The following is a 22167-nucleotide window of genomic DNA, read 5'->3' as shown; positions in this document are numbered from 1 at the left end:
TAAGTTATTGTTGGACTAGCACGTTAATCTCCAGGCCCTTAATATAATGCTTCACAGCGTTCCCGGAGCTATCTGTTTTGTACAACCCATACTTTTTCTTAGGGTCCTTTAATTCATTATAATAGGCCCGGATGGTGAGCATATTTGGGTGTTTGCCGAACGGCTCTGTAAGCAAATCCACATTACGCGACCTATCGGAAGACAGGATACCTGATTGATGTGTACTTTCCAAAATCTGTCCCTGTTCATCCATTACTTCAAAGTCCGTTAGTTCAAAAGCTCTGCGATTTCCGTCTGCATCTTGTTCAAGCGTGAGTGACAGACGGGTCGTTAATGGACTGTATTCCAGCCTTTGCAGCGTCAGACTCCATCCATCTGCCTGTACGCGTATACCAGGGGTGTCAATTATGTTTTCTGTAACCCTCCGTGCAGGAATTTGGAGAATGAACGGTTCATCAATGCCTTCTAAGCCAATGGTTAAGGTCAGTACAAACTGGTCAGGAAAGGGTTTGGTCGAGATACCCAAATTCGAAGAATCTACCAGCTCAAAAATAGCTGTATTATCCTCCTTCCCGCCTATCCAGCTTAGATACGGTATAGCTTCCCAATGGCCAACTGCAAACTCCTCCAGCGGAACCCCGTCGATCAATACTTTTGCAGATGAAATTGTGCCTTTCTCCTGAAAAAGCTTCCCATCCGGGCCCACTGTAACTCCGGTCAGCTTATCGCCCAGCCCTTCCTTTTCCCCTTCACGCTTCACTGAGAATGCCAAACGGTTGCCGTCAAATACAGCCTCTTCGGCAGATAAGGTGATCCCTTCATGAGTATCACTGCTGTTTGGACGGGAAATCAGACCCAAACTCTGGGCGGCCTGCAGCCCCAGATCATCTGCCCGTTCAAAAATACCGCCTACCCACGGAAGCTGCTTCAGCGCATTGGCTAACGCTGGCGGATAGATTGCCGTCAGCATAACACTGAGCAATATTGCCGCTGCTGCAGCCGCAATTTTTGGATATATTTTTCTTTTCTTTTTCTTCACGCCAGAATCCTGGACGATTGTGGCGAGCGATGCATAAATTGAATCCTGCCGCGTTCGCAGTAAAGGAGGAAGCTCCTGTGTATTAGCCTTTCTTAGCTCCCTGAGCTGCTTTTCTAAATTTTCATTATTCATGAGCAAGACCCTCCTCCCGCACAGGCTGTATCTGTTCGGATAACAATCGGCGTGCGCGGTGAAGCCGTGCCCTGACCGCTCCTTCGGAGATGCCAAGCACACCCGCAATCTGCTTAATGGATAAATCCTCATAGTAGAAAAGCACGATAGCCAGCCGCAGGGATTCGTCCAGCCTATTAATGCAGCTTTGCAAGTCCACGTTCCTTGAATCTTCAAAATGTGCATAGGAAGCGGCCGTTTCCTCAGGGATTTCCGCCACAGCCACAGTTCGCTCACGCATACGGAGCAACTGATTGCATTCATTAATCAGGATGCGGATCACCCAGGTTTTGAAAAACTTGGGCTGCTTAAGGCTCGCGAGTCCTTTATACACCTTCAGTGTCGTTTCCTGAAGCGCATCCGCGCAATCTTCATCTTGTGTCAGAATGGTTTTGGCTAATCGGTACAACTGTGTTTCCAGTTGTCTAAAAAGACGGATAAACGCTTCGTGGTCGCCTTTCTGCGCCTTTTTGATATCCAGTTCGTTGTCCAGCAAATGATTCTTCCTCCTTGAGGGCCCTCTATATAATTAGATGGGCAAGACACCCAAAAAGTTATTTTCAAGGAAAAAAACCTGAAAATCGGCAGAAATTTTGGTCATCCGTCCTGTAAAACATACAAGCCATGACTCCCGATGCTGCAGGAACCATGGCTTGTATGCTGATATGGTGTATTCATTCATTAAGCTTTAATACAGCGCCCGCCACAAATAAAACGTGGCGTAAGCCTCCCAGCCGCGCCAGGGCTCTGCCAGCTTCAGGAGCTCTGCCGGGGTAGGCTTCCGGTCCATGCCGGTCAGGAATTTGACCGCATTCTGCAGCCCGACATCTCCCACCGGGAAGGCTGTAGTGTCATCAAGACAGCGCATCCTCACATACTGCGAGGTCCATGGACCGATACCGCAGATCTGCAGCAGACGCTGCTCGGCGGCGTCCGGGGACGGCAGCGCCAGCAGCGCTTCGCGGCTTAAGCCGCCGCTGGCTATAAGCGCGGCCACGTCCAGCACTGTCCGCGCTTTGCTGCGGGTCAGCTGCAGGGCGCACAGCTCCTCCAGCTGAACATCCGCGAACACCTCCGGGCCAGGGAATGTATAATAGACATCCCCTTCCCATTCCAGTGATCCGCCGAAGGCAGCGGTCAGCTGCTGCTTCAGCCTGTAGGCAAAAGCCAGATTTACCTGCTGGCCCAGAATGGCCCAGCACAGCGCCTCGAACAGATCGGGAATCCCGACGATCCGCAGCCCCTTATGCTGCTCAGCAAGCGGTGCCAGCAGCGGGTCAGCTTGCGCCAAATGGTAGAATGGCGCCAGATCGCGGTCCAGATCGAACCATTCCCGGATATAGCGGGCCAGCCATTCTGCCGCCCCTGGACCGGGAATGTCCCCGTGCAGCAGTGTTACGTGCATTCTGTTCCCCGGAGGAACTGTCAGCTTGATAAGCAGCGGCTGGTTATCCAGATTGAAATAACGGGTCACTCCCTCCTGATCCGTCCGGTACAGGCATTCAAGCGGCGAGCGGTTCAGGTATTCCAGGCAGACCCCGAAATCGAAAAACTCCGGCAGCGGCAGCTCAAAAAGCAAATCGTTCATGGCCCGCCGCCCCCACATGATTAATGCCTTCCAGTGCAAGCAGCTCCTGCTTCAGCTTGAGCCCTCCCCGGTATCCGGTCAATGTGCCATTCGTGCCAATGACCCGGTGACAAGGCAGAATGACCGGCAGCGGATTCTGTCCGTTGGCTGTCCCTACGGCGCGCATGGCTTGCGGTCTGCCAATTCTCCCGGCAAGCTCCCGGTAGGTAATGACTTCACCGTGCGCAATGGTAGCCAGTCCCTTCCAGACCTCCTGCTGAAATGGAGTGCCCCAGATATCCAGCGGGATATCCTTGAAGCTGACCGCTGCCCCCCCGAAATAGCTCTCCATTTCCCGGGTAATTCCAAGCTGCATGAACACCGTCTGATCCTCCTGATAACGATGCCGTGGAGCATAGGTGTTCAGCCACTTCCCTTCAGGCAGACGCTCTTCTAGCCCGAAAGATATACGGACCAGGCCCTTCTCACTGGCCCACAGGGTCCAGTCCCGGTTCCCCAGGTTCAGGGTATGACGATAAATCGTAATTTCACTCATGATGAATCCCTCCTTTGAATTGGGCACGGTATTCTGTCGGCGGCAGACCGGTCTTCCGCGTGAACCATGCGGTAAAGTGGGATGGCCCGCGAAAGCTTACCGCTTGTCCCACCTCGGCAACCGCAAGCTCCGTATCTGCGAGCAGCGCACATGCTTTCTCTATGCGCAGCTGATCGAGCCGCCCGGCGGGCGACCGCCCGGTGACCCGCTTATAGGTGCGCTGCAGATGGAACGGGCTGACCCTCAGCCATCCGGCAAGCATCTCCAATGTCACCTTCTGCCCGAACTGCGCCTCCATCAGCCGGTCTGCCTCGGCCGCAAGCACTGCGTCCGGGCGCAGCACGCCGCCTTCCTCCGGGCGGCATCTTTTGCAGGGCCTGAACCCGGCGGCTACCGCCTGCTCCAAGGATTCATAAAAAACCACATTGCCCGCCTTCGGCGTTCTCGCCCGGCAGGATGGGCGGCAGACAATATGTGTCGTCAGCACCGCTGTATAATATACGCCATCATAGGTCGGTTCGCGCCGCACAACGGATTCGTAGATCTGTTCGAATAATGCCTGGTCCATCAGTAATCACCTCATACCGCCAGTATATACGATTCAATATGCCTTATGCAGCCCTTTGGAACAGGAGAGCAAGATTACGACAGTGCAAAAAAATTGCATTCCCCTCGGTCACCAGCCGTCCGGGAGGTGCAATCAGTTGCCCGGCAGAACCAGTAATGCGCCAAGAAAAACACAACGGTGATAATATTAATCTAAATATTTCCAATGCATTGCCGAAGCAGCAGCGATTCAAGAAGCAACGGAATATAAAGATTCCTAGTTATACTAAAAAGCCCCTCCTTCACCGCATGACGGTGGTTAGAGGGGCTAAATTCACGTTGTTACACGAATATATTATATTGCAGTTTTCTGAGTTTGAATATCCACGGGACCGCCTTCTACCGGCGGTTTTTTCTTTTTCATATAGTCTGAATAGTATGCTGTAACGACCGGAACCAGGATCGAGGTCACGATGACCGAGGCTGCCACAAGCGCAGTTGCCGATTCGGCAGCTGGCAGGAATTCCGGCTTCATGTTGGCTACCAGCATCGGGTTCGCTACAGCGGCTCCGGCAGTACTGGAGGCGGCAAGTCCGGCAGTTCCGTTGCCCTTGCCAATGAATTTGTCCGCCAGAATCAGCGGCACACCAGTAATAATAATGACAACAACCCCCAGCAGAATACCGAGCAGGCCTGTATCTGCAATTACACCCAGGTCGATCGAACTGCCCAGTGCGAACCCGAAGAAGGGAATGAGTGTCTGTGTAGCTTTGCCGAAATAAGCGCGCAGATCATGGTCCAGGTTACCCAGCAGGAAGCCGATCAGAAAAGGAAGCACAGCGCCTACAAACAGATGCGGTTCGAATACGGCTGCCCCGGTGCTGCCCAGAATCAGCATGGTTACGAGCGGCCCGGATTCCAGTGACATCAGTACAAATGCGCCAGATTCTTCCTTGGTGCCATATTGCTGCATAATGGAGGCATACAGGCCGCCGTTGGTCATATCCATTGCGGAAATGATCGCCAGAACAGATAATCCGGCAAAAAATCCGCTTTGCACACCGCCCTCAGGCAGAAACTGAATGGCAATCAGGGCTACTACCCAGGCTACGGCAATCTTGGTCAATACGAGTGTACCGGATTTACGGATGACCGTTCCGGTTGCTCTAACATCAATCGCAGCGCCCATACAGAAGAACCAGACGGCCAGAATAGGTACAGTACCTGTCATCAGGCCTTTGGTGAAGCCGCCAAAGTAGTCGCCCGCATTTGGAAAAGCCGTGTGGATGATAGCTCCAAGAAATAATGGAACCAGCATCATACCGCCGGGAATCTTATCTAAGGTCTGTTTGATTTTCATGTGATTGATCATACCCTTCTCCACTTAATTTTTGCATAAAAATGAATATTTTGCATGTTATAGGCGCAGCAAATCAGCCCCACGAGCCAGTCTGTCCGCTACAGTATGCCAACCTGCGGGCAGCTCTCTCTGAGAAAAAATTCGCTTGACTGCGCTTTCACGTCACCTGCGGCTGAGTCCGAGCTCCGGAATCATTTTGGCGAAGGTATCATCGCTTTCTTTCAATTGCCGCGAGAAGGCTTTGCCGTCCTTAACCAGCAGTCCAAGTCCATTAACGTTCATATACTCACGGAAGGCCTTGTCTTCGGTTCCCTTGATAAATGCCCCGGCGAGTATATCCGCAATCGCGTCCGGTGTATCCTTGGGTACAGCCAGTCCTCGCCATGTACCCGTGAAATTCACATGTATTCCGGTCAGCTCCTCCAATGTGGGAACACCCGGCAGCGCATCAGAGCGCTCGTCGGCGTTAACCGCCAGTGTCCGCAGCTTTCCTTCATCCACATACTTTTTCACTTCGGCGGGACTCACAGGCACCGCATCCACAAAACCGTCCATTAAAGCGGAGACGGCGGGCCCGGCACCTTCAAAGGGGATATGTGCAAACTTCACACCTGTTTCCCGTTCCAGCGTTATGGCCGCTAAATGCCAAATGCTCCCCGTTCCTGCGTTTCCCATTTTCAATTCACCTGGATGCGCTTTCGCAAAGCCGAGAAATTCATTTACTGTCTGCCACGGCGCGCCTTGCCTTACGGTAATGGCGGAAGGATCAAAATTGGTTTGAGCGATGGGTTTGAATTTCTCATAGGTAATCGGCAGCAAGCCCAGATGCGGAAGGATGGTCAATTCGGCCGGCAAAAAGGTTACCGTGTATCCGTCACCCTTGGCGCCCGCGCCTTCCATCAGCCCGACAGAGCCTCCCCCGCCCGTCCGGTTGACAACGATAACCGGCTGTCCCAGAACCTTCTCTGCCGCTTTGGCTAATGCCCTTGCTGTTGCATCGGTTCCTCCGCCTGCAGCGTACGGCACAATTAATGTGATCGGCTTCCCGGGGAAATCAGCGTTATCCCCCTTGTGGCTGCGATCGTCCGTTATGCGGCTTACAATAAAAAGGAGGATGACTACAGCCAGCAGTGATGCTGTCCAGATTCCTATTCGCATTCCCCGTTTCAAAAGCATCCCTCTTCTCTTTATTAAGAATACCGAGCTGCTGGCCGGAACCTGCAAACCCTGCCGTTAGCTCTTGCGCCCCACCCCCGAATTTCTGAACATCAGCTCCTGTGCTTGATTGCTGTGAAAGTTTTCTCAAGCAGAACTTTATCGTATCCGGGGAGGTCCTACAATCATATTATCTTATTCTGAATCCTCAGAAACGCCGGAACGGCGCGGTTTTGGCCGATCTGCATATCCGCTGGCATATTTGCTGCTCTCCCGGAACTTGCCCGGTGTTGTCGATTTGATTTTACGGAAGGCCCGGATGAAGCTGTTCTCATTCTGGTACCCTACCTGCAGGGCGATGTCGGCAATTTTCAGGCCGCTATCCTGCAAAAGCCCACAGGCTTTATCAATTCTCAGGTTGGTGAGGTAGTCATATACCGTTGATCCAGTCTCTTCCTTGAAGATCGTGCTGACCGAGGATACCCCCATATTGACATGGGCTGCGATATCCTGAAGTCCGATATTCTCCTGCAAGTGGCTCTCCATATACGCAATCAGATTCTGCACAAGCAGATATTCCTTCGACTGCCGGTGCGCTCCCAGCACATCAGCCATATGAATGACAATGCGGCACAGCATATCCTCAATTTCGGCAAGATCCATAGTTGTCACCTGATGCCAGGTGTAATCCGCAAGCTCAGCGGGAAGCGGATAACCTCCGGCTGTAGCAATACTCATAATCTCCTCCAGCAGATCATTGATGGAGCGGAAGACCTTTTGCGGCTGTATGCCCAGTTTACGTATCTCGCCCGTTCCTCTGCGAACCCTCTTCAGGGCTGTTTCGCCATCCGATGACTTCAGCGCGTGCAGCACCTCCTGCCTCCAGGCCTCATCCGCAGCGCCGAAGCTTTCGGTATATTTGCTCTCCGCTTCCGGGTAGGCATGAACCAGGCTGTACCCCTCATACAGGCGGCAGGACAAGGCGTGCATGGATTCATCGTAGGAGCGGGCTGCCTGCGCAACGCCTGAAGCCGTGCTTCCCGCACCGATGGACACAGAGATCTTCAGCACTTCCTGCAGGAGAACAACCAGTCTAACCGCTTCCTCCTTAAGCTCCCTCTCTTCCTGCTCCCGGGGCTGAAGCAGCACGGCCAGACTGTCCCTCTGCGGAGCAGTGGTCACGACTCTCCAGGCGGGCTCGAAATATTCCAGTACAATATTGTTCATCGCATATTTCAGCAGCATCTGATCCTCTTCGACAAAAGACGCTGCCCACTGCGAATAGCGGTCAATGGATATGATCAGCAGCTGGAAGGAACCCTCCCGCCAATCGGAAAAATAATGCTCCCATTTGGTCCGCATTTCCTGCGTGCCCATGCTCCGGCTGATCAGATCATTTACGTATTTGGACCGCAGCTCCGGCAGACTCCAATCCGCGACCAGCGATTTGCTCTGGAAATCACCCACCAGCTTGCCGATCACCGGCTCCAGATCATACAGATTGCCTTGACCGGCTGCAGCCATATCCGGAGTCAACAGCTTGTTGATCCGTTTCAAAGGCCGGAAGGCCGCGAAATTGTAATAATAAATGGCCGAGCACCCTACAGCGATGGAAATCAGTGACAGCATGAGCATCATATTGCGCGCTGTGGTCACATTTTTGAGCAGCTGCTCCATGGGAACCAGTGAAAGCATCCGCCAGCCGGTCACATTGGAGAAGGTCTGGTTGGCCATGTAGGCCTTGCCTTCAATCTTCACGTGGGCAAAAGGGCTTACATCAATCTCCTTCAGCACCTTGTCCATTTCCGCAAGGGGAAACGGGAGGTTCAGTTTCGGATAGATCAATTCGCCTTCCAGATCGTACACAAACTGATAGCTGGACAAATGGCTGTACATTTTGGAGAACAGCATGTCGTAATCCAGATCAATCCATACCGCTCCCGCAACCTCCCCATTCCGGACGATCGGACGGGCTAATGAGAGCAGCTCCGTAGCGCTGAGCCGGGGATCGGTGCCGGTGTACACTCTTCTTTTGATCAGCAGCGGCTTCTCCTTAATCTGCCCAATCCACGGGGTCCAGGCATGCTCCGGCGCTTCCTCCCAGGAGGCCTTGTAGCCATAACCGCTCGAAATCACAGAATGATCTTTGAATTTAATCACGCTGATGGCATGAATATCCGGCTCTGTAACAAGCGTTTTCAGTACATCCTGCAGCCCGGCGGCGAACCCCGCATCTTCAGTGTCTGCATCCATGTATTTCAGGACAGCCTGGTGAAAGGATAAATCCACCGCTTTATTGTCCGACTCCCGGAATGCCCTGTTGGTGACATCCAGATTGATCTGGAGCAGTTCAATATTCGGCGTGTTCAGCTCCGTATCTAGCGCATTCCGGTACTCTCTGTAGGAGAACAGGCCAATCAGTATAATCAGCAGCGACACACTGACGGTCAGCATCAGGATCAGCCGGTTTTGTTTGTTGTTCAGCAAATATTTCAATTTGAAGCGCAGCATTGGTATTGCTTCATCCTTCCGCAGGGTCTCTGGTTCCAGACCATAGAGTAGCATGTTCCGTCCATCCTTCAATATGGAGCATATCATACTCTTTAAGATTTTAAACGTTTAGAGTGAAGAACCTGATCAATGATATAATAGTAGGGTTCAAACAGATCTATAGTACAGGAGATTAACCCAAATGCAGCCGAAAACAATGATAAACGATGCCGAATGGGATAAGCTCATTTCGGATGTGGCTTACTATTTTGATGACCTGACCCTCAAGCGGGGATTTCAATATTATAAACAGAACCGTGTCCGGTCGTTTCGGATGATCTCGTCCCGGAGAGTGATGGCGGTTGTCGAGGGCAGAGAGGATTACGCTGTCAGTATGGAGCTGGACAGCTTGACGGATAGTCACTGCGATTGCCCCGTACAGGGACCCTGCAAGCATATGGCGGCTGTGCTGATGAGTGTTGCCGAGTCGCAGGAACGGTCCGTGAATATGCTGGCCAATGCCAAGGCCGTTATCGACCGGAAGAAGGCAGAGGCGCTGGAGGCTTCCTCTGCTGCCGGTGTTTCCGGCAGCCGCCGGGAACAGGCGAAGAAGCTCGCCGGGCTGATTCCCGGGGCAACGGTAGCCGAGTGGCGTGACTACATGGCGCTGCTCACCGCGCCGCTGGCCCAGACTGTGCGCAATCCGCAATATGCTGAACGGGCGCTGTCCGCCATTGCGCAGGCGAAGGCCGACCTCCCGCCTGCCGCTGAACTGCTGTTCCAGCTTAATGCCCATCTGTTCATCCTGGAGAGTCTGATTACACCCGGCGGCCTGCATAACGCAGGAGCCCTCTCTTCTCCAGGCTATGCGCTGGGATATTACACGGCTATTGCCGTCTCTGAGCTTCAAGAGGCGATTATCCGCTTGATGAAGCGCAGCCTGCCGCTCGCCTCAGAGCCGGAGGCATGGCCGAGGCTCAAGGATACGCTGGCTTATGTGCAGCTTGAGATGCTGACGGAATCGCGCGACCGTCTGCGGGAGCAGCCTTATTTCTCCTTCTGCTACGATCAGCTCTGGCAGCGCTGGATTGCCCCGAACGCCAGCGATCCGGCGCTCTATCTGGAGGAGCTTGAAGCGCTCCGTGACCGTGCTGGCGGGCTGGGCGCTGCTGTTAACCGCTCGGCGCTGCTGCTGGCTGAGAGCCGGATGTACTTCTACCTGAGCGACGACAAAGCCGCCTGGGAACGGCTGGCTGCCGCTTCCGAACGGCCGGGCCTGCATCCGGACGAGCTGCTCGGCTGCCTGGAGCCGCTCGCCGAAGCCGGACACTGGTCCCGTCTTGCGGCCTGGCTTGAAACGACAGGACCTCTGCTGAACAGCCGCTTATATAATCTGCACAGCTATGCCGGATACTGGGAAGAAGTGGTCCGCCGCCTGCCGGAGGCGGAACCCCGAATGTGGAGCACGCTGTCCGCGATGCTTCCGCTCTCAGGCGGCATCTATGAAGACAAGCTGCTGGACCACGGCAAGTGGCGGGACTGGATGGACTATCAGCTGTCCTCCGGCAAGGTGCCTTCCGACTTCCGGGTCAGCGACCTGCAGCCGGTCGAGAAACATGCGCCGGAGCTGCTGCTGCCGTTCTACCATCAGGCAGCGGAACGGTTCGTGCTGGAGAAGAACCGCCACAGTTATAAGGCCGCTGTTAAGCTATTGAAGCGTCTCGCCAAGTTGTACAAGAAGATGAAGCGCGAGGAGCGGTGGGGAGAATTTCTGGACGCCTTCACCACCCGGCACAGCCGGCTTCGCGCATTGCAGGAGGAGCTGCGGAAAGGAAAGCTGATTCCATGAGTATGCATACGCGAACTATTACCGTCCAGCTGGCCTTGAGCCAATATGGCGATGCCCTGATCTACGGCATCAACGAACGGGATGACTATGTCTCCGGCCTGCTGCTGAAGCAGCAGCTGTTCGCCTGGCATGAAGAATCCTTCTATGGCACGGAATTAACTACCCAGAACGCCGACGGCGTGGAGCTGGTCATTCTGCCCGCCGAGCAGGTGATCCCGTTCTTCGCGGATCTGAAGGTGCTCCAACACATTGGATGGAGCTGGGAGGGCAATGCTGCACTCGTGACCGCACTGGCCCCGGTTCTGGCCGCGCTGCTGGATGAGAAGCAGTATGTTCCCAGCTTCTCCGCGTTCCGCGAAGGCCAGCTGCGGTGGGACTGGGACGGCCAGGCGCTTGCGGGCGCTGTCCGCGGCAGCCGCACCGCTGCGGAAGCGCTGCGCGGGCTGCAGGAGCGCAGCACGCTTGCCGAAGGGCTGCAGGCCGCCTTCTCGGCGGCGGTCTTTCAGCGCTATTACAGCACGGAAGCCGAGGCGGGTGACCTGCGGAGCGAATTTCCGCTGCTGTTCAGCCGCAGCGGGCTGGCGGCCGCCGGGATGGACGCGGACAGCTGGCTGATGTCCATCGGCTGGAAGGCGGACTCCGCGCCGTTCCGCCCCGCGCTGCAGCTGCTGGAGCCGGACGGGGACTCGTCCTGGCGGCTGCAGCTGCTGCTGCAGGACAAGCGCGACGAATCCGCGCTTGTGCCGCTGCGGCTCTCGGACGACGGCGAGCCGCATGGGCGCTGGCCCGCGCCGTGGGCGGAGCACGTCCGCGAGCGGGCGGCCGGGTGGCTGTCGCGCCTGCGGGACAGCCTGCCCGGCGGACACATCGGCCGCGGGCGCGATGTGCTTGGGGAATCGCTTAGCGACGAGGTCGCGTGGCGGTTCCTTACGGTCGACAGCCGGCGCCTGCTGGAGGCCGGCTGGCAGGTGCTGCTGCCGGCGTGGTGGGAAGCCGCCAGCCGCAAAAAGCCGCGCCTGCGCGCCAAGATCAGCGCCGGCGAGGGCAGCCGCGGCGGCCGGTCGCTGTTCGGGCTGGATGCGCTGGTCGACTTCGACTGGCGCATCTCCATCGGCGACGCCGACCTCTCCGAGGCGGAGTTCGCCGAGCTGGTCGCGCGCGGCGAGCGGCTCGTGAAGTTCAGGGGCCAGTGGATTCCCCTGGACCCCGCCCTCCTGGCCCAGATTCAGCGGGCCATGGCCGGAATGGACAAGTCGCAGGGCTTGTCCTTCCAGGATGTGCTGCAGCTGCATCTGCTGGGCAGCAGCGAAGATGAAGCCGCTGAAGCTGCAGCGGAGCAGGCTGAAGAGGACGCGGCGCGCTTCCGGCTGGAGGTGGAGCTGAACGCGCATCTGGTCAAGCTGATCGGCCAGCTCGGGCAGCGTGACCGGTGGCCTCAGCCCGCTGTGCCTGCGGGGCTGCACGCTGAGCTGAGAAGCTACCAGCAGGAGGGCTTTGCCTGGCTGGCCTTCCTGCGCCGTTTCGGCCTGGGGGCTGTGCTGGCCGACGACATGGGCCTGGGCAAAACCGTGCAGCTCATTGCCTATCTGCTCCATTTGAAGGAGCTGGAGGAAGCAGCCGAAGCTGACCCCGCTGCCGGCAGGGTGCGGCAGACGGACCCGCCCGGCTGGCCTTCCCTGATCATCTGCCCGACCTCAGTACTCGGCAACTGGCAGAAGGAGCTGCAGCGGTTTGCCCCTTCCCTGAAGGTGATGCTGCATTATGGAAGCAAGCGGCTGGACGCCGGCTACTTCTACGGCGTAGCCTCTCAGGCGGATGTAGTCCTGACCTCGTACGCCACGGCTGCGCTCGACCAGGAGCTGCTCAAGCAATTCACCTGGGCAGCGGTCTGCCTGGATGAAGCACAGAACATCAAAAATGCCGGGACCAAGCAGTCCTCGGCTGTACGCAGCTTCCCGGCGCTGCACCGGATCGCGCTGACGGGAACACCGATCGAGAACAGGCTCTCGGAGCTGTGGTCGATCTATGACTTCATCACCCCGGGATACCTCGGCAGCGCCAAATCCTTTCAGGACCGGTTCGCAAATGCTATAGAGAAGGAACGGGATGCGAAGCGGACGGCGGATCTGCAAAAGATGGTTAAGCCGTTCATGCTGCGCCGCAAGAAAAAAGACCCGGCGATCCAGCTCGATCTTCCGGACAAAAACGAGATGAAAACCTATGTCCACCTCACGGCTGAACAGGCAGCCCTGTATGACCAGAACGTCAACGGCCTTCTGGAACGGATGCAAAAGCTGGAAGGGATTGAACGCAAAGGGGCTATTCTGGCCGCACTGACCAGTCTTAAACAGCTCTGTGACCATCCGCTGCTGCTGAGCAAGGATGCTTTGCCCGAGGCAGAATCGGAGGGCCGGGTCGATACCGCTGCCCTGATTGAGCGGTCAGCAAAATTGGAGCGGCTGCTCGCCATGGTGCGTGAGCTGCGCGAGGAGAATGAGCGCTGCCTGATCTTCACCCAATATGTCGGCATGGGCAGGATGCTGCAGGCCGTGCTGTCCCAGGAGCTGCAGGAACCCGTGCTGTATCTGAACGGCAGCACGCCCAAAAGCGCACGCGACCGCATGATAGAGCAATTCCAGACCCCTGCGCCCCCACCTGGGGAGGTCCCGCCTGCTGGCGGCCGGACGCAGTCTGATCAGCCCAATGTGTTCATTCTCTCATTGAAGGCGGGAGGGGTCGGCCTGAACCTGACCGCTGCCAATCATGTCTTCCACTTCGACCGCTGGTGGAATCCGGCTGTAGAGAATCAGGCGACGGACCGCGCATACCGGATGGGCCAGACTAAGGACGTGCAAGTGCACAAGTTCATCTCCCTGGGGACGCTGGAGGAAAAAATCGACGAAATGCTGGAGAGCAAGCAGCAGCTCAGCGATGATGTGATCTCCAGCTCTGAAAGCTGGATTACCGAGCTGTCCACCGATGCCCTGAAGGATCTGTTCACGCTGCGGAGGGAGTGGGTAGGCTGACCGGCCCTGGGCCGGCGCAGTCAGGCTTCACCATTCCTCGGACATTCTGAAGACCGCTGCCAGATTGTCTGAACCTGCAAGCGAGCTGACGACCAGTGTGATGATTTCATCCGTCAGATTGTATAAAAGCTGCTGACTAGTCAAATTGGCGGCTACATTCTGATAAGCACCGGCTATGCCGGAACCGATGCCTTGGGTGATCACCCTTCCGCCTGTCACGGCCGTGCAGGTGTAATTCACTTGCAGTGCAGTTTCGGTTGCAGAGATCGCCGTAGTAGGCGTAGGGAAGTTGACAAAGGTGCCATTCACGGTTCCACCGCCCACGATTTTGTACCGGATCGGCGTGGAGGCCAGAATTTCCAGGCTGTCCGGCTTGATTTCAGCAGCCACAGCCTCCGGAATTACGACCGCAGTGTTTCTGCGGAAGCTGATAAGCGCAAAGTCGGACGCAGTGACAGCGATATTTTCCCGGAATTCCGAGGTGATCCGGCTGACCTCAAGCTGCTCCAGCGCAACCTGCGACAAGACACCTGCACTATCTACCAGGAAAATCTGGATCTGCGTCTGCTCCTGGGAGTATACGGCATTGAACTGAAAATAAGTCTGGGTAATATTATAGATTCTGGTTACTACCTCCCGGTAATTCACTTCAAATAATTCCTGGGCAAACAGCGTTTCGGGGGTTACATCATTATTCAGGCCTGTTATATACACCACAGCTTTGGACGATCCGTTGTTGACCGTTTTTATGATTACCTGGCTAATGGTGCCCAGCCCCCTGGTGGGTCTGCTTGTTAATGTGTTAGTTGTTAAATAAGGCACAGCTCATCCTCCTTCTAGTAATGTCGTTCTTATATCGTATGCGCCATGATTTAGAAGTTTCTAGATAAAACGGCAGATTGGCGGCATGGCAGCGCATTCGGACGCTCCCTGAAATGGAGCAAGTTGCCAGCTTCCGGCAGATGTGTTAGAATCAACGTAACTTTTGAAGAACGGAGGGTTGCGTGTGATAGACTATATCCGGATTCGCACTTTACGCGGCTAAGCTAATTTTATAGCGCTAAAGCTCTGCCCCGTGCAGAGGACTCAGGATAGGTCTATCTATTTTTGAAGGCAGCCCACAGCTTGAACCAAACGTCCGGCGGACAGATCGTCACGCCGGCATCGCCTTTAGGAATACTTGCAGCTCCATCAGGCAATCACAATGAACCGCCCCGCAGACAGGTGCAGCAGCTTGCTGTTCTGCCGGGCCGCCGTATTTTTTTGCATACATTCATTGTTGCTATGGAAATGCCGAAGAAGGGACTTGGGGAATGTAGATTCCTCCGGTGGCCCTATTCTGTTGTCCTCTATTGATACTGTTAGCACAGGCAGACGGCCTGTGCTTTTTTATGTCCAATTTTACTCGTGGAGGTTGATTAATATATGGAAACTGTACATCAAAAGGCAGTGATTGTCGGTGTTCAGCTGCAGAATGACAAGGATTTCGCTTATTCCATGGAAGAGCTGCGCAATCTGGCGGCGGCCTGTGAGCTTGAGGTGGTCGGTGAGCTGAGCCAGAAATCCAGCCGCATTAACCCGGCGCATTATATCGGTACAGGCAAAATCGGGGAGCTGGAAGCCCTGTTGGAAGCGCTGGAGGCGCCCATTGTTATTTTTAATGATGAGCTCTCCCCTTCCCAGATCCGCAATCTGGAATCGGCGCTGGACCGTCAGGTCATTGACCGGACCGTCCTGATTCTGAATATTTTTGCCGAACGTGCCAAAACGAAGGAGGCCCAGCTCCAGGTGGAGGTGGCACAGCTGCAGTACATGCTCCCCCGGCTGGCCGGAATGCGCGAGTCCCTCGGCAGACAAGGCGGCGGAGCGGGACTGAAAAACCGCGGTGCCGGGGAAACCAAGCTGGAGCTGGACCGGCGCCGAATCGAGGAACGCATCACGGCACTGCAGCTGGAGCTGCAGACTCAAGTAGCCCGGCGGCAGGTCCAGCGCAAGCAGCGGCGCAAAAACGAGGTGCCCGTAGTCTGTCTCGTCGGTTATACCAATACCGGCAAGTCCAGCTTAATGAACACCATAATGGAAACCTACCACCCCGGGTCTCAAAAAGGGGTGTTGGCCAAGGATATGCTGTTCGCCACATTGGAAACCTCAGTGCGCAGCATTGAGCTGCCTGACCGTAAAACCTTTTTGTTGACCGACACGGTCGGTTTTGTCAGCCAGCTGCCCCATCATCTGGTCAAGGCCTTCCGCTCTACGCTCGAAGAGGTTACCGAGGCTGACCTGCTGATTCATGTAGCCGACATTTCCGATCCGCAGGTGGGCCAGCATATCGCTGTTACGGAGGAAACCCTGAAGGCTCTGGGCGCTGACGGAATCCCGGCCATTAAGGCTTATAACAAAGCTGACCTGACAGAGTTGCCTTATCCTGTAGTAAAGGAGAATACTGTCACTCTCTCCGCTAAGCAGAAAAGCGGAATCGCCGAGCTGATTGACCTGGTCCGCCAGCATGTCTTCAATGATTATATCCGGTGCGAAATACTGGTGCCGTTCGACCGCGGCAGCGTAGTTTCCTACTTCAATGACCACGCCGATGTGCAGGAGGTCAGCTATGAAGAACAGGGCACACGCCTGAAGCTGGAATGCCGGGCCGCCGATTATGAGCGGTTCAAAAGCGATTTTGTTGTGATCTCTCAGTAAGTGAGAGCACGCTTGAATTTCCCAGTGCCCCGGCCCAACTTGTCCATCTAACTGAAAGCAGCAAAAGAAGGCAGGGTAACTCCCGGACCTCTTTAGCTGCTTTATTTCTTTTTGCGATGACTGTACCGGCAGCAGTCCTACTCCGCTTGACCAGGGCGCAGACGAAGCGAGAAGGCTTCCGCCTCTTCCCCGCTGGCGCTCACCCGCAGCTTGCCCTCTGCCACCTCTATTTGCGGACCGGAGCTTCCCGGGGGCTTCTCCATATCCAAAGAAAAAACCATTGCCGCCTGCTGAAGGGCATGAAGGTCTATGCGTTTGCGCGGGCCGGAGTACAGAATCAGCTCCACCAGAATCCGGTCCCCCGTCTCATGAACCTCCCAGGTCCAGTCGCGGCCCGCACCTGAGTGTCCCGTAAACGCCGCAAACCATGTCGTGAGCACACAGTGTGCCTCTCCGACCCGAATGGAAGCCCCTTCTGCCGTAGACTTGGCAGCCACTCCCTTGAGCTGGCCTCCGATCTCCAGCCGCAGCCGTAAATCCCCAGCCTCGATTGCGCCGCCCGTAAGATCCAGATTGGGATGGGTATCCCCTCCATCTGTGATGAAGTCAATGCCGAACAGCACCTGCCCCTGTTCCTGCTTCGACTTGAAGCGGGCCGAGCAAAAGTCATAGCCATCGTGCAGGCACCGGAGCTGCATATAAACAGGAAGGCCGTTGTTATCCGCATAGACCAGCAGCGGCCGCCTCTGATTCCACAGATCACTATTTGTAAAAGATCCGATGCTGACCCGGGGCGTCATATAAGTAACGGCCCATTTGCCGGTGCCGTCCGTCTCATCGCCTTCATAAAGCTGCCTGATTTCTTGTGTACGCGGAACGCTGAAGGCCTCCAGACAGGCTGCCGGACACTCGAAGCCGCTTTTGTACCATTCTTCTTCGTACGGCAGCTCTTCCCAACCGAAAAACATCACTGTCCCCCGGGTGGCCACCTGCAAAAAAGCCTTGCTCTGATTATTCAGGAGCGTCTCATAAGAGCGGGAATGCGGGCCGGACCACTGCCCGGTCGCCGGGTGGTAATAGCCCGCCACACTCCTCCAGGTCAGATCAATCAACTCTCTGGTGAGCCCGCGCACCTGGTCATCCATGGTTTCGGAATGCAGCTTGGATAACTCCAGGATGGCGATGTACGTATAGACCGGGCTGTTATATTCCTGAAAAGCGCCGCGCTTCATCGTATAGTCATACAGCTTCTGCAGACGCTTCAACCCATAGTCCGCGAAATCCCCGCGTTCCAGCTGCTCCCCTGCAATTCTGGTGACGAAGGCCCCCAGAATTGCAATATTAGTGTAATCCGGCCCGACGTTCCGCTTGATAATGGCCTCACAGGCATAGCTAACGGAGTCGGCAACGGCCTTGCGCAGGGCCTCCGGGAACCTGTTCCCATGGCGCTTGAGGGCCTGAATCAGGCGGCTGCCGCAGAAGTCCGCCCAGTTCCAGTCGGGCGGCGCCATTTGTGCCAGCGGTTCTTCATAGAACCAGGGCCAGATCCCGAAGGTATCCCGGCTGCGGTCCGTATCCTGAAGAGACACCACCTGGGCGATAATCCCGAAGGCCCGCGGCTCATGCTCGGCAAGCTCTGTATCCAGCAGCCCGAGTGCATACGACAGCGAATCCCGGGTGGAATGGATGAATTCTACACCCCGCAGCGTGGTATGATAACCCGGGCTGCTGAACGGCGACTGAAGCATGCGGAGCTCCGGATTGTAGCGGGACCCGAGTGACTGCATTTTGCGGATCAGCATCCGCTGATGATCTATGGCTTCATGTTTATTTAGCTGTTCGGCCGTTTTCTTCACGATGATCTTCCTTTCCTCAAGGTAAGGGGAATCCAATCCCGCTTTTCATGCCGAACGTGTGCCCGATAACAGATCCGGCGCCTGCGTGAACAGCTGCAGCACCAGCCCCTGTCCATACAGCGTAGGGTAGATTTCGATGGTATTGTAAGCATCTGCTGAAGGCATGACGGGCGTCCCGCCGGATACCCCTTGCACTTCTCCGTTCTCTGCGATGAGCGGAAGAATACCTTGAACGGTCTGCCGGGCACCATCCAGATAAGAGGATTCCAGCAGGCCCTGCTCCACGCCCTTGATGAACCCGCAGGCTATTCCCGCACTGCCTGAAGTCTCCTGAACAAAATCCGGTCTGTTCAAGACCGTATGCCATAACCCATTCCCCGCCTGACAGGATAGCAGACCTGCGGCGAGCAAGCGGTACCGGCTGTACAACTCTTCGGGAATCGCAACCGCCTCTCTAAGCTCCGCTACAATCTGGGGAACGGCCAGGGTAATCCATGCATTGGCGCGCGCCCAATGGACTGCCGACATATGATTGCCCGCCCGGCTGTTCCAGCCGTGGTACAGCAGCCCCGACTCCGGATCCTGCAGCAATTGCAGATGCAGCAGCGTCTGCTGGACTGCAGCATCCGCCAGCCGGGGCTCTCCCGTCAGCCCGCCCAGGCGCGCCAGGAACAAAACCGCCATGTAGACTGTATCCGCCCATACCTGCTCCGGGAAATCCACATTTTCCGTTACGGTATGCTCCAATGCGCCTTCACGTGTGACCGGAGCAGCGTTCAGCATCCAATCGGCGGTGGACATGGCTTTTTGCAGAAACCATGGGTCCCCTGTCTGGCGGTACAGCTCCGGAAAGAGCGCAAAGGGGGCCAATGCATTAATAACTTTTGCCCCTTCGGCCTTGCGTTTATTGCGGTTCACCCACTGCAGCAGATAATCCAGAACTTCCCCCCGCCCGCTGGCTGTGGCGTACTCCATCAACGAAATCACGCCGACCCCCGGCACCCAGTCCCAGTGATCGATGTCCATTCCCCAGTGTCCCTTATGCTCCTCCAAAATCATATATCGAAACAATAGATCCAGCGTCTCCGCAAGCTTCCGCTCAGTGTTCATGATGATGAACCCCCTTTAAGTCCGGAGAACCGTCCAGCGGGTCCGCCTTCACCGGAGACTGCCCCTGAAAGGGCACCTCTCCGAACAGCGCTTTCACCGTAAGCTCCACCGTCTCTTCATGCAGCGAATAGGCATTAATTAGCGCATCCAGAAACGGCATATCCTGCAGCAAATATGGCGTGGCAAAAGAAATTCCAATCGGACGGATGGTCTCCGCATGCTGCATCGCCCAGATCGCCTTGGCCGCCTCGCCCACCGGCCGGGCTGTATTCATCATGCCGTGCAGAGGCAGAAAATAAGGTGCAAACGCAGCATCCCAGCGAATCCCCGACAGCTCCCATTTGCGCAGCGTGCCCAGCGGCTCAAATTCATCGAGGATATCCACCTGTAACCCTCTCGCCCGTAAAAGCTCCACAAAGACATTCATCCGCTCATACTTGCGGCCTTCCGTCACTTTGTTCAGGAGAACCACCAGCACCCGGCGGGTGGTCTGAGGGTCAAGCGGCAGGATACCGCCACGATTGCGGACAAGCGTAATACAGCGCTCTGCAATCGTTCGGCTCAGTTGTCTGGCTTCCAGGTCGAGCTTTGGCGGTAGCCGGTCATTCAGCAGCGGAACCGCTTGCGGGTCCCTGCCCTTTTGATCCACCCGGTGCACCCCAAGCAAGGCTTTCAGCTCCAGCACCCGGCGGACACTGGCATCCAACCGTTCCATAAGGACGGTCCCTTCACTGACTGCCTGCTCCATGACCCCGAAATATTCCACACCCGGCCACAGCAGCACATCCGTGCCGCTGTTGAAGCAGTCCACCATCCGTTTCTCATAACTGCCCCAGGCCAGAAATCCGCCCATATCCAGCGCATCTGACAGCACCACGCCTGCAAAGCCCATACGCTCCCGCAGCAGTCCTGTGGTGATGCGTTCCGACACCGTTGCCGGTACAGGCTTCTCTTCCTGCGTCCCTCCTTCCAGCCAGGGAAGGGCAATATGCCCGGTCATATACGACAGGACACCCTGATCAATCATATGCTGCGACACTTGCCCGTAAGCCGCGAACCACTCTTCCTCAGACAAGCCGTTGATGGTGGTCACAATATGCTGGTCCCGATAGTCTACCCCGTCTCCCGGAAAATGCTTGGCACATGCTGCCAGGCCATGGTCCTGCATTCCCCGCATGACTGCGCCCGCCAGCCTGGCCGCCCGTCTCGCGTCATCCCCCAGGCAGCGCGTAGTAATTACAGGATTCATCCAGTTCAGCAAAAGATCCGTCCCGGGTGCCAGCGCCCAGGTAAAACCCGCCGCCCGCCCTTCCAGTGCTGTGAATTTGCCGTATTCGTAGGCCAGGGCCTCATCGTCAGCAGCAGCCAGCCCAAGGAGCGGCGGGAATGCGGTCAGGCTCTTCACCGCCGACCCCGCACCAAACTCCAGGTCGCCGGAGAACAGCAACGGATATTTGCTGATCCGCTGCAGCTGCTCCGCCCAATCCCGGTACTCCTCCGCCTTGCCCGCCGCCTTCTGAATCACCTCTCCGCCGATAAAAAAGCTCCCTACTGGATACGTTTTCAAATATGCCGCAAGCGCCTCCTCATCGTTACCCTTGAAGGGCAGCCGCCCCGCATGATCCTGCATCGTTTGCCCAATCTTTTCCCGCAGGCTCATGGATGTCAGCGTGCGCTCTACCCAATCCTGCTCTTCCCTTGTCAGCGGCCTATGCATGGTCACAATTCCTCCCGGTAGTTACTATCTACAGTGTAGCGGGAATACAGATCACTCTAAATAAAGACAGCTATAAAATAAGTATAAAATTCTACTGTGCCAGAAGATCTCTCATCCAGCCCGGTTGCTTCAAAGTAGTTTGTTTTTTGTGATTGAGCTTTGGAAAGAACCAATACGGCTGTGCCGTCCTCCACGGGACAGCCGTATTGGTTCTAGCGTTACCTGGAGAACGACTCCCCATGAATCCTACGGCAACTCTTTAAGTGGAAAAAGGGACACTAATTTGCCGGAGTACCCTATCCTCGAGCAGATGAAGTGGAAAAATGGACACTAATTCAGCTCATTTCACCATTGGACCAGAAATGCGGCCCAATTAGATTTACTTTTTCCACTTCAATCTCAGAATTTCTTAATTTTCGGAAAAATAAGTTCCCTTTTTCCAACTAGCACCTGCGAGGAAGCCGGTAAAGACGGATCGCCCTATGCCTTCGCTATCGATCCGCAGCCGTTACGGACAGGAGAGCCGTTATGGATAGAAGATTCGGCTATTCCGCAGGACGGACTGAGATGCCTTTATTTCTCCCTTTCCCCTTTATTCCAGGTTCCATCGAACGTTATAACGGCTCCTGAGTCCGTAACTGCAGAAAAAGTAGGATTTTTGGCAAAATAAGGGCTCCTCTGTCCGCTTCAGTCCGCGGATGAAGCCCTATCCTCCTGCATCGCGTATATTCCTGTGAGGCTTCCAAGATATCCACATTTTTTCACACTGTATTACAGTTAAATAAGGGGGAGTCAGTTCCCCCAAAACATATAATTTCTTATCTTTTTAAAAAGAGCCCTCCAAAGTCTTAGAATCACTTTGAAGGGCTCTTTAATTACACACTGGGGAGGACCCTTCTAGTAATCAACAAGGTAAATATACCATATTAAAGACCATTCTCCGGCCAAGTTTTTTGAATTATATCCAACTTTTTCCATCTGCACCGTTGCTATTATTGCCATAGCACCGATAGTTGAATTAATAATTG

General features: G+C 55.4%; 16 protein-coding genes. 4 read left to right on the top strand and 12 right to left on the bottom strand.

The window, feature by feature from the left end; translation table 11 throughout:
- Nucleotides 1-4 precede the first annotated feature (4 nt).
- The 8 genes from PRIO_RS01895 to PRIO_RS01860 all read right to left on the bottom strand — a co-directional run bounded on the left by PRIO_RS01895 (nt 5) and on the right by PRIO_RS01860 (nt 8905).
- A complete protein-coding gene (locus PRIO_RS01895; RefSeq protein WP_020433468.1) occupies nt 5-1171 on the bottom strand; it encodes a DUF4179 domain-containing protein in 1167 nt (388 codons plus the stop codon).
- Entirely contained in the window at nt 1164-1706 is a 543-nt protein-coding gene (locus PRIO_RS01890; RefSeq protein WP_020433467.1) for a sigma-70 family RNA polymerase sigma factor, read from the bottom strand. Before PRIO_RS01890 ends, PRIO_RS01895 begins: the two co-directional genes overlap by 8 nt.
- Nucleotides 1707-1898: 192 nt before the next feature.
- Nucleotides 1899-2798 (bottom strand): DNA-3-methyladenine glycosylase family protein, encoded by a 900-nt coding sequence (locus tag PRIO_RS01885; RefSeq protein ID WP_020433466.1) that lies wholly within the window; start codon nt 2796-2798, stop codon nt 1899-1901.
- Nucleotides 2779-3333, bottom strand: a complete 555-nt coding sequence (locus PRIO_RS01880) for a methylated-DNA--[protein]-cysteine S-methyltransferase (RefSeq protein WP_020433465.1) — start codon at nt 3331-3333, stop codon at nt 2779-2781. The genes PRIO_RS01885 and PRIO_RS01880 overlap by 20 nt, the downstream gene beginning before the upstream one ends.
- Nucleotides 3326-3901 (bottom strand): bifunctional transcriptional activator/DNA repair enzyme AdaA, encoded by a 576-nt coding sequence (locus PRIO_RS01875; protein ID WP_020433464.1) that lies wholly within the window; start codon nt 3899-3901, stop codon nt 3326-3328. The genes PRIO_RS01880 and PRIO_RS01875 overlap by 8 nt, the downstream gene beginning before the upstream one ends.
- A gap of 333 nt (nt 3902-4234) precedes the next feature.
- A complete protein-coding gene (kdgT, locus tag PRIO_RS01870; RefSeq protein ID WP_039790965.1) occupies nt 4235-5239 on the bottom strand; it encodes a 2-keto-3-deoxygluconate transporter in 1005 nt (334 codons plus the stop codon).
- A 162-nt stretch (nt 5240-5401) separates the two neighbouring features.
- The gene (locus PRIO_RS01865; protein WP_085981682.1) at nt 5402-6397 is read right to left on the bottom strand and encodes a tripartite tricarboxylate transporter substrate binding protein; all 996 of its coding nucleotides are present in this window, start codon (nt 6395-6397) and stop codon (nt 5402-5404) included.
- 192 nt (nt 6398-6589) lie between these two features.
- Entirely contained in the window at nt 6590-8905 is a 2316-nt protein-coding gene (locus PRIO_RS01860; RefSeq protein WP_039790964.1) for a helix-turn-helix domain-containing protein, read from the bottom strand.
- Between the two features lie 181 nt (nt 8906-9086).
- On the opposite strand from PRIO_RS01860, the gene PRIO_RS01855 reads away from it, so the two are divergent.
- Nucleotides 9087-10733 carry an SWIM zinc finger family protein gene (locus PRIO_RS01855; protein ID WP_046500978.1) on the top strand — a complete coding sequence of 549 codons (1647 nt, stop codon included), beginning with the start codon at nt 9087-9089 and terminating at the stop codon, nt 10731-10733.
- Nucleotides 10730-13759 carry a DEAD/DEAH box helicase gene (locus PRIO_RS01850; RefSeq protein WP_046500975.1) on the top strand — a complete coding sequence of 1010 codons (3030 nt, stop codon included), beginning with the start codon at nt 10730-10732 and terminating at the stop codon, nt 13757-13759. The genes PRIO_RS01855 and PRIO_RS01850 overlap by 4 nt, the downstream gene beginning before the upstream one ends.
- 27 nt (nt 13760-13786) lie before the next feature.
- Here PRIO_RS01850 and PRIO_RS01845 read toward each other — a convergent pair whose 3' ends face one another.
- Nucleotides 13787-14581, bottom strand: coding sequence for a hypothetical protein (locus PRIO_RS01845; protein ID WP_020427984.1), 795 nt, complete (start codon nt 14579-14581; stop codon nt 13787-13789).
- A gap of 303 nt (nt 14582-14884) precedes the next feature.
- Here PRIO_RS01845 and PRIO_RS01840 point away from each other — a divergent pair, with 303 nt between their 5' ends.
- Nucleotides 14885-15115: a hypothetical protein gene (locus PRIO_RS01840; RefSeq protein WP_046500972.1), complete on the top strand. Its 231-nt coding sequence runs from the start codon at nt 14885-14887 to the stop codon at nt 15113-15115.
- A gap of 69 nt (nt 15116-15184) precedes the next feature.
- On the top strand, nt 15185-16456 hold the full coding sequence (gene hflX, locus PRIO_RS01835; RefSeq protein ID WP_020427985.1) for a GTPase HflX: 1272 nt from the start codon (nt 15185-15187) through the stop codon (nt 16454-16456).
- A 137-nt stretch (nt 16457-16593) separates the two neighbouring features.
- On the opposite strand, the gene PRIO_RS01830 is transcribed toward hflX, so the two are convergent.
- From PRIO_RS01830 to PRIO_RS01820, 3 genes are read right to left on the bottom strand one after another with little or no spacing between them, the layout of a single operon-like run.
- Nucleotides 16594-18312 (bottom strand): hypothetical protein, encoded by a 1719-nt coding sequence (locus PRIO_RS01830; RefSeq protein WP_020427986.1) that lies wholly within the window; start codon nt 18310-18312, stop codon nt 16594-16596.
- 45 nt (nt 18313-18357) lie between these two features.
- A complete protein-coding gene (locus PRIO_RS01825; protein WP_020427987.1) occupies nt 18358-19422 on the bottom strand; it encodes a glycoside hydrolase family 88/105 protein in 1065 nt (354 codons plus the stop codon).
- Nucleotides 19412-21139, bottom strand: coding sequence for a glycoside hydrolase family 3 protein (locus PRIO_RS01820; protein ID WP_020427988.1), 1728 nt, complete (start codon nt 21137-21139; stop codon nt 19412-19414). The genes PRIO_RS01825 and PRIO_RS01820 overlap by 11 nt, the downstream gene beginning before the upstream one ends.
- Nucleotides 21140-22167: the final 1028 nt, after the last annotated feature.

Origin of the sequence: Paenibacillus riograndensis SBR5, assembly GCF_000981585.1 — a bacterium.
GTDB lineage: Bacteria > Bacillota > Bacilli > Paenibacillales > Paenibacillaceae > Paenibacillus_AQ > Paenibacillus_AQ riograndensis.
This window is presented reverse-complemented; position numbering and strand designations above follow the sequence as displayed.

What these genes read in the sequence shown, in the direction of transcription:
- PRIO_RS01895 (WP_020433468.1), bottom strand. Translation starts at nt 1,171, where the DNA reads ATGAATAATGAAAATTTAGAAAAGCAGCTCAGGGAGCTAAGAAAGGCT.
- PRIO_RS01885 (WP_020433466.1), bottom strand. Translation starts at nt 2,798, where the DNA reads ATGAACGATTTGCTTTTTGAGCTGCCGCTGCCGGAGTTTTTCGATTTC.
- PRIO_RS01880 (WP_020433465.1), bottom strand. Translation starts at nt 3,333, where the DNA reads ATGAGTGAAATTACGATTTATCGTCATACCCTGAACCTGGGGAACCGG.
- PRIO_RS01875 (WP_020433464.1), bottom strand. Translation starts at nt 3,901, where the DNA reads ATGGACCAGGCATTATTCGAACAGATCTACGAATCCGTTGTGCGGCGC.
- kdgT (WP_039790965.1), bottom strand. Translation starts at nt 5,239, where the DNA reads ATGAAAATCAAACAGACCTTAGATAAGATTCCCGGCGGTATGATGCTG.
- PRIO_RS01865 (WP_085981682.1), bottom strand. Translation starts at nt 6,397, where the DNA reads ATGCGAATAGGAATCTGGACAGCATCACTGCTGGCTGTAGTCATCCTC.
- PRIO_RS01860 (WP_039790964.1), bottom strand. Translation starts at nt 8,905, where the DNA reads ATGCTGCGCTTCAAATTGAAATATTTGCTGAACAACAAACAAAACCGG.
- PRIO_RS01855 (WP_046500978.1), top strand. Translation starts at nt 9,087, where the DNA reads ATGCAGCCGAAAACAATGATAAACGATGCCGAATGGGATAAGCTCATT.
- PRIO_RS01850 (WP_046500975.1), top strand. Translation starts at nt 10,730, where the DNA reads ATGAGTATGCATACGCGAACTATTACCGTCCAGCTGGCCTTGAGCCAA.
- hflX (WP_020427985.1), top strand. Translation starts at nt 15,185, where the DNA reads ATGGAAACTGTACATCAAAAGGCAGTGATTGTCGGTGTTCAGCTGCAG.
- PRIO_RS01825 (WP_020427987.1), bottom strand. Translation starts at nt 19,422, where the DNA reads ATGAACACTGAGCGGAAGCTTGCGGAGACGCTGGATCTATTGTTTCGA.
- PRIO_RS01820 (WP_020427988.1), bottom strand. Translation starts at nt 21,139, where the DNA reads ATGCATAGGCCGCTGACAAGGGAAGAGCAGGATTGGGTAGAGCGCACG.